Genomic DNA, 7,530 nt, shown 5'->3' with positions numbered 1-7,530 from the left:
GTTGGGTTATAGTTGACTTGTTTCCTTTATTATGAATAGTGGTAATAGATTTAAAATTGTCAAAAGAATAGTATAGTAACTACTATTTTTTATGGAGTGAGTTTATAATATCAAGGTAAATGTCAGAAAATTATAGAATTAGTATACTAATTGTGAAATTTTTCCTGACAATATGATGAAAATTAATAGAAATTAATGACTTGATAAGCTAATGAAAAACTGTTTCTTCTTTTTTAAAAAGAATGACAATTGAAATGAAGTTAAAGTAATGTTATAATGATAATGTGAAATGTCTAATTTTAATTTTTAGGAGCAAGTTATATGAGTTCGCATACGTATCGTAAGCAGAAACAGACAAGTAAAGGATCCTGGGGAATGGTCAACATTGGGTTGACCATTCTGTATGCTATTTTAGCAGCGATTTTACTTTTCATTATGTTCAACTACAATTTCCTATCTTTTAGGTTTTTGAATATTATCATCGCACTTGCCTTGGTGGTTGTTCTTGCTATTAGTATCTATCTTCAAAAAGCTAAGAAATCACCACTTGTGACAACTGTTATATTGGTTATTTTCACCCTAATTTCTTTGGTTGGTGTATTTGGCTTCAAACAGCTAATTGATATTACTAACCGTATGAATCAGACTGCATCATTCTCAGAAGTTGAGATGAGTGTAGTGGTTCCAAAAGATAGTGACATCAAAGATGTCAGTCAGCTTTCTACTGTCCAAGCACCTATGAAGGTTGATAAGAATAACATTGAAACCATGATGTCAGCTCTGAAAAATGACAAGAAGGTTGATGTAAAAGTTGACGATGTTGCTTCTTACCAAGAGGCCTATGACAATCTTAAATCTGGAAAATCTAAAGCCATGGTTTTGAGTGGTTCATATGCTAGCCTTTTAGAGTCAGTTGATAGCAATTACGCTTCAAATCTGAAAACAATCTATACCTATAAAATCAAAACGAAAAATAACAAGTCTGCAAAACAAGCGGATTCCAAAGTATTTAATATTTATATCAGCGGTATTGATACTTATGGTTCTATTTCAACAGTATCACGTTCTGATGTTAATATCATTATGACCGTCAATATGAATACGCATAAGATTCTTTTGACTTCAACACCTCGAGATGCCTATGTTAAAATTCCTGGTGGTGGGGCAAACCAATATGATAAATTGACCCACGCAGGTATCTACGGTGTTGAAACTTCAGAACAAACACTTGAAAATCTTTATGGCATTAATATTGATTATTATGCACGTATCAATTTCACATCATTCCTTAAGTTGATTGACCAACTGGGTGGTGTGACCGTCCATAATGATCAAGCCTTTACTAGCCTTCATGGGAAATTTGACTTCCCAGTTGGTGATATTCAAATGAACTCAGAACAAGCACTTGGCTTTGTTCGTGAGCGTTATAGCTTGGATGGTGGCGATAATGATCGTGGTAAAAACCAAGAAAAGGTTATTTCAGCGATTGTTAACAAATTAGCCTCACTTCATTCAGTATCAAACTTTAATTCAATTGTTAATAATCTTCAAGACTCTGTTCAAACCAACATGTCTTTGGATACTATTAATTCCTTGGCCAATACGCAGCTTGATTCAGGTTCTAAATTTACAGTGACTTCTCAAGCAGTGACAGGTACAGGATCAACGGGACAATTGACTTCATATGCTATGCCAAATTCTAGTCTTTATATGATGAAACTTGATGATTCTAGTGTGGCAAGCGCATCACAAGCTATCAAAAATATGATGGAGGAAAAATAAGTGATTGACGTTCATTCACATATTGTTTTTGATGTTGATGATGGTCCTAAGACTTTAGAGGAAAGTCTAGAACTTATTGGCGAAAGTTACGCCCAGGGAGTGCGTACTATTGTTTCAACGTCTCATCGTCGTAAGGGAATGTTTGAAACCCCAGAGGACAAAATCTTTGCCAACTTTTCTAAAGTAAAAGAAGAAGCAGAGGCTCTTTACCCTGATTTAACAATTTACTATGGTGGTGAACTCTATTACACTTCAGACATTGTTGAGAAGCTTGAAAAGCACCTTATTCCTCATATGCATAATACGCAATTTGCTTTGATTGAATTTAGTGCTAGAACTTCTTGGAAGGAAATTCATAGTGGACTAAGTAATGTTTTGCGAGCAGGGGTAACTCCGATTGTGGCTCACATTGAACGTTATGATGCTCTTGAGGAACATGCTGACCGTGTTCGTGAAATCATCAACATGGGTTGCTATACTCAAGTCAATAGTTCTCACGTCTTAAAACCAAAGCTTTTTGGTGATAAGGAAAAAGTGAGAAAAAAACGTGTCCGTTATTTTTTGGAAAAGAATCTAGTTCACATGGTTGCAAGTGACATGCATAATTTGGGACCAAGACCTCCATTTATGAAGGAAGCCTACGCTATTATTGAGAAAACTTATGGTACTAGACGTGCCCGTAATCTTTTTATCAAAAACCCACAAACTCTACTTGAAAATCAATACATATAGGAGAAACTATGACTCAAGAAAACACGAAACGTGTTGAAATCGATGTACTTGCACTCTTGCAAAAACTCTGGACTAAGAAAGTCTTCATTCTATTTACAGCTTTTTATGTTGCTGTTTTTGCCTTCTTAGGAACTTATTTCTTTATTCAACCAACTTATACGTCATCAACACGTATCTATGTGGTAAATCAAGCTGATGATGGCAAGAATCTTTCTGCACAAGACTTGCAGGCTGGTACGTTTTTGACAAAAGACTATAAAGAAATTATTACGTCTAATGATGTTTTGTCTGAAGTAATTAAAGACGAAAAATTGAATATGACTGAAGCAGACCTTGCTAAAATGATTTCAGTTAACATTCCTACAGATACGCGTCTTATTTCAATTTCTGTTAATGCAAAAACTGGACAAGATGCTCAATCCCTAGCTAACAAGGTTCGTGATGTTGCTGCAGAAAAAATCAAAAAAGTGACAAAAGTAGAAGATGTCACAACGCTTGAAGATGCGAAATTGCCAGATTCACCTTCTTCTCCAAACATTAAACGTAATGTTGCTCTTGGAGCAGTGCTCGGAGGTTTCCTTGCAATTGTTGGTGTATTGGTTCGTGAAATCTTGGATGATCGTATTCGTCGTCCGGAAGATATTGAAGACGCCTTAGGACTGACACTTCTTGGAATTGTCCCTGATATAGATAAGATTTAAGGAGAAGAAATGCCTCTATTAAAGTTAGTAAATTCTAAAGTAAACTTTGCCAAACAAACCGAAGAATATTACAATGCTATTCGCACAAATATTCAGTTTTCTGGCGCTCAGATGAAAGTTATTGCTGTTAGCTCAGTCGAAGCTGGTGAAGGTAAATCAACAACATCTGTTAATATTGCCATTTCGTTTGCTAGTGTTGGCCTTAGAACACTGCTCATTGATGCAGATACCCGTAATTCAGTTTTGTCTGGAACATTTAAATCAAATGAGCCATATAAAGGCCTTTCAAATTTTCTTTCTGGGAATGCTACTTTGGAGGAAACCGTTTGTCGAACAGACATCGCAGGTTTGGATGTAATTTCGTCTGGTCCTATTCCACCAAATCCAACAAGTCTTTTACAAAATGAAAATTTCACACACCTATTGGACGTTGCTCGTAGCCAATATGATTATGTTATTATTGATACACCACCAATTGGTTTAGTTATCGATGCTGTCATTGTTGCTCACCAAGCCGATGCTAGTCTTTTGGTGACAGCTGCAGGTAAAATTAAACGTCGTTTCGTAACAAAGGCAGTAGAACAATTAACACAAAGTGGTTCTCAGTTCTTGGGTGTTGTTCTAAATAAAGTAGATATGACTGTAGATAAATACGGTACATATGGTTCTTACGGGTCATATGGTGACTACGGCAAGAAATCAGAGCAAAAAAGTAGTCATTCAAGATCGCAACGCCGTAGAAAAGGATAGCATTAATGGGGATAATGTAGCTCCTTAAACATTAGCATATAAAAAAGGGGTTCAGAGTGAAAGAAAAACAAGAAATTCGTCGCATTGAGATTGGTATTATACAACTGGTTGTGGTCCTTTTTGTAGCCTGGGTCACAAGTAAATTGCCTTATACTGAGATTACCAAAGGAAGTGTCGTTCTCTTAGGAATTGTGCATGTAGTAACTTATTATATTAGTAATTACTTCGAAAATTTAAAATATCGTGGTTACTTGGATGAATTTATTGCTACTCTCAAATATTGTCTTATATTTGCTGCAATCGCAACCTTTCTATCCTTTTTTGCAGATGGTAATTTTTCAATTTCACGTCGTGGACTCCTTTATTTTATCCTCATTGTAGGTGCTCTCTTATACCTAACAAACACTGTTCTCAAATATTTCCGTTCATCCATCTACACACGTCGTAAGAGTAATAAAAATATTCTCTTAATTTCTGATCAGACTCGTCTTGAAAATGTTCTGACACGTATGAAAGATAATATGGATGGTAGAATTACAGCAGTTTGTGTTTTGGATAATCCTTATTTTACTAATCCATTTATCAAGAGTGTTAAGCCAGACAACTTGGTTGAGTATGCAACCCACTCAGTAGTTGATCAGGTCCTGATTAATCTTCCTAGTGAACAATACAAAATTTGGGATTACGCCTCACCTTTTGAACTTATGAGGATTCCAGTTTCTATCAATCTCAATTCGCTGGAATTTATGAGTCAAGGTGAAAAACGAATCCAACAACTAGGACCTTTTAATGTTGTTACCTTTTCAACACAATTTTATAGTTACGGTGATATATTGGCAAAACGCTGCTTAGATATCTGCGGAGCTTTGGTTGGTTTGGTTTTCTGTGGTATTGTCGGAATCTTTCTTTATCCGATTATCCGTAAGGACGGAGGTCCAGCAATATTCGCCCAAGATCGTGTTGGTGAGAATGGACGTATTTTCAAGTTTTATAAATTCCGTTCAATGCGAGTTGATGCCGAAGAAATCAAGAAGAATCTCATGGAACAAAATCAGATGTCTGGCGGTATGTTTAAAATGGATAATGATCCTCGCATTACTAAAGTTGGTCATTTTATCCGTAAAACGAGCCTTGATGAACTTCCACAATTTTGGAATGTTCTTAAGGGGGATATGAGTCTGGTTGGTACACGTCCGCCGACCTTAGACGAATACGAATCCTACACTCCAGAACAAAAACGTCGATTAAGCTTTAGACCAGGAATCACTGGCCTTTGGCAAGTAAGTGGTCGAAGTGAAATTACAGATTTTGATGAAGTCGTCAAACTTGATGTAGCTTATATGGATGGATGGACTATCTGGCGTGATATCAGAATCTTATTGAAAACAATTAAAGTAGTAGTAATGAAGGATGGAGCAAAGTGATGGCTTTCTCCATTTCTTTTAATGGTGATTAAATGAAAAAAACAGTTTATATCGTTGGTTCTAAGGGAATTCCAGCAAAATATGGTGGTTTTGAGACTTTTGTTGAGAAACTAACAGAGTTCCAGCAAGATAAAGATATCCAGTATTACGTAGCTTGTATGCGTGAAAATTCTGCTAAATCAGGAATTACAGCTGACTCTTTCGAGCATAATGGCGCAAAGTGTTTCAACATTGATGTGCCTAATATTGGTCCTGCTCGTGCCATCGCTTATGACATTGCAGCTCTAAATAAGGCCATTGAAATCGCTAAAGCCAATGATGATCAAGATCCGATTTTCTATGTTTTGGCTTGCCGTATTGGACCATTTATCTCAGGTATCAAGAAGAAAATCAAGGCTATTGGTGGTACCCTAATGGTTAATCCTGATGGTCATGAATGGTTACGTGCAAAATGGAGTCTTCCTGTCCGTAAATACTGGAAGATTTCAGAACAACTTATGGTTAAACATGCTGACCTTTTGATTTGTGATAGTAAAAATATCGAGTCCTACATTCAAAAAGATTATGCTAAGTATCATCCCCAAACAACCTATATTGCTTATGGAACTGATACGACTAAATCTCGATTGACTAAGGTTGATGATAAAGTTCGTACCTGGTATTTTGAAAAAGGGGTTATTGAAAACAACTATTACCTTGTTGTAGGTCGCTTTGTCCCTGAAAACAACTATGAGGCAATGATTCGTGGTTTTATGGCGTCACATTCTGACAAGGATTTTGTGCTCATTACTAATGTTGAAGAAAACAAGTTCTATGACAAGTTGCGTCAGGAAACTGGCTTTGACAAGGACCCTCGTGTGAAGTTTGTTGGAACGGTATATGACCAGGAATTGCTCAAATATATTCGTGAAAATGCCTTTGCTTATTTCCACGGTCATGAAGTCGGAGGGACGAATCCATCACTTCTAGAGGCATTAGAGTCTACCAAACTTAATCTTTTGTTGGATGTTGGCTTTAACCGTGAGGTTGGTGAAGATGGTGCTCTTTATTGGAAAAAAGATCAATTGGCAACTGTTATTGATCAAGCTGAACAATTGGACAATCAAGATATCGAAGCTCTTAATCAAAAATCTAGTCAACGTATTGCCCAAGCTTTCACATGGGAAAAAATTGTCACAGACTACGAAAAAGTATTTAAAGGATAGAAATGCAGAAAATTTTATATCTCCATGCGGGTGCTGAAATGTATGGCGCTGACAAGGTTTTGTTGGAGCTTATTAAAGGCTTGGATAAAGATGCCTTTGAAGCGCATGTTATTTTACCAAATGATGGTGTTTTAGTGGCTGCTTTAGAAAATGTCGGTGCCAAAGTGAAAGTCATTGACTACCCAATCTTGCGACGTAAATATTTTAATCCTAAAGGTATCATGGAGTACTTTGGCTCTTATAACCGTTATTCTAAACAAATTGCCAAGTATGCCAAAGAGAACGGGATTACCCTGATTCACAACAATACGACGGCGGTGCTTGAAGGCATTTACCTTAAACGTAAGTTGAAACTTCCTTTGATTTGGCATGTGCACGAAATTATTGTCAAACCAAAAGCTATTTCTGACTTCATCAATTTTTTGATGGGACGCTTTGCTGATACGATAGTAACGGTTTCAAATGCCGTGGCAAATCATGTCAAAATGTCTCGTTATGTGAATGATAATCAGGTACAAGTCATCTATAATGGGGTTGATAATGATGTTTTCCATGTAGTGGATGCTTCAGCCATTAGAGAGCGGTTTGGTATTGCTCAAGATGCTCTTGTTATTGGGATGGTTGCCCGTGTCAATGCCTGGAAGGGGCAAGGAGACTTCTTGGAAGCTGTGACTCCAATTTTACAGGCTAATCCAAAAGCCGTTGCCTTTCTTGCAGGTAGTGCTTTTGAGGGAGAAGAGTGGCGCATTGATGAGTTAGAAAAGATTATTGCTGACTCGCCAGTAGCTGGTCAAATCAAGCGTATCGATTATTATAGTAAGACAACAGAGCTCTATAATATGTTTGATATCTTTGTCTTGCCAAGTACCAATCCTGATCAGCTAAGCATCTAAGTCCTCAAGGAAAACTCTATTTTGAGATTGGCTATAAGCAGGG

At 36.9% G+C, this 7,530-nt stretch carries 6 protein-coding genes and 1 pseudogene; all 7 read left to right on the top strand.

What is annotated here, in order from left to right; genetic code table 11:
* Window positions 1-321 precede the first annotated feature (321 nt).
* A complete protein-coding gene (locus tag HSISS2_RS03605) occupies window positions 322-1,782 on the top strand; it encodes an LCP family protein (protein WP_021145441.1) in 1,461 nt (486 codons plus the stop codon).
* Window positions 1,783-2,514: a capsular polysaccharide biosynthesis protein Cps4B gene (gene cps4B, locus HSISS2_RS03600; protein WP_002888631.1), complete on the top strand. Its 732-nt coding sequence runs from the start codon at window positions 1,783-1,785 to the stop codon at window positions 2,512-2,514.
* A gap of 8 nt (window positions 2,515-2,522) precedes the next feature.
* Window positions 2,523-3,215: a capsular polysaccharide biosynthesis protein gene (locus HSISS2_RS03595; RefSeq protein WP_002888634.1), complete on the top strand. Its 693-nt coding sequence runs from the start codon at window positions 2,523-2,525 to the stop codon at window positions 3,213-3,215.
* Window positions 3,216-3,224: 9 nt separating this feature from the next.
* Complete coding sequence (locus HSISS2_RS03590; RefSeq protein ID WP_021145440.1) at window positions 3,225-3,965, top strand: tyrosine-protein kinase; 741 nt, start codon at window positions 3,225-3,227, stop codon at window positions 3,963-3,965.
* Between the two features lie 56 nt (window positions 3,966-4,021).
* The gene (locus tag HSISS2_RS03585; protein ID WP_021145439.1) at window positions 4,022-5,389 is read left to right on the top strand and encodes a sugar transferase; all 1,368 of its coding nucleotides are present in this window, start codon (window positions 4,022-4,024) and stop codon (window positions 5,387-5,389) included.
* 32 nt (window positions 5,390-5,421) lie between these two features.
* A complete protein-coding gene (locus tag HSISS2_RS03580) occupies window positions 5,422-6,594 on the top strand; it encodes a beta 1-4 rhamnosyltransferase Cps2T (protein ID WP_021145438.1) in 1,173 nt (390 codons plus the stop codon).
* Between the two features lie 2 nt (window positions 6,595-6,596).
* A pseudogene (locus HSISS2_RS03575) lies at window positions 6,597-7,472 on the top strand (glycosyltransferase family 4 protein); the annotation flags it as partial.
* Window positions 7,473-7,530: the final 58 nt, after the last annotated feature.

The sequence above is a fragment of the Streptococcus sp. HSISS2 genome (assembly GCF_000448665.1).
GTDB lineage: Bacteria > Bacillota > Bacilli > Lactobacillales > Streptococcaceae > Streptococcus > Streptococcus raffinosi.
This window is presented reverse-complemented; position numbering and strand designations above follow the sequence as displayed.

Bases quoted from the DNA above. Each gene is read 5' to 3' on its own strand.
- HSISS2_RS03580 (WP_021145438.1), top strand. From the start codon at position 5,422: ATGAAAAAAACAGTTTATATCGTTGGTTCTAAGGGAATTCCAGCAAAA.
- HSISS2_RS03590 (WP_021145440.1), top strand. From the start codon at position 3,225: ATGCCTCTATTAAAGTTAGTAAATTCTAAAGTAAACTTTGCCAAACAA.
- HSISS2_RS03595 (WP_002888634.1), top strand. From the start codon at position 2,523: ATGACTCAAGAAAACACGAAACGTGTTGAAATCGATGTACTTGCACTC.
- HSISS2_RS03605 (WP_021145441.1), top strand. From the start codon at position 322: ATGAGTTCGCATACGTATCGTAAGCAGAAACAGACAAGTAAAGGATCC.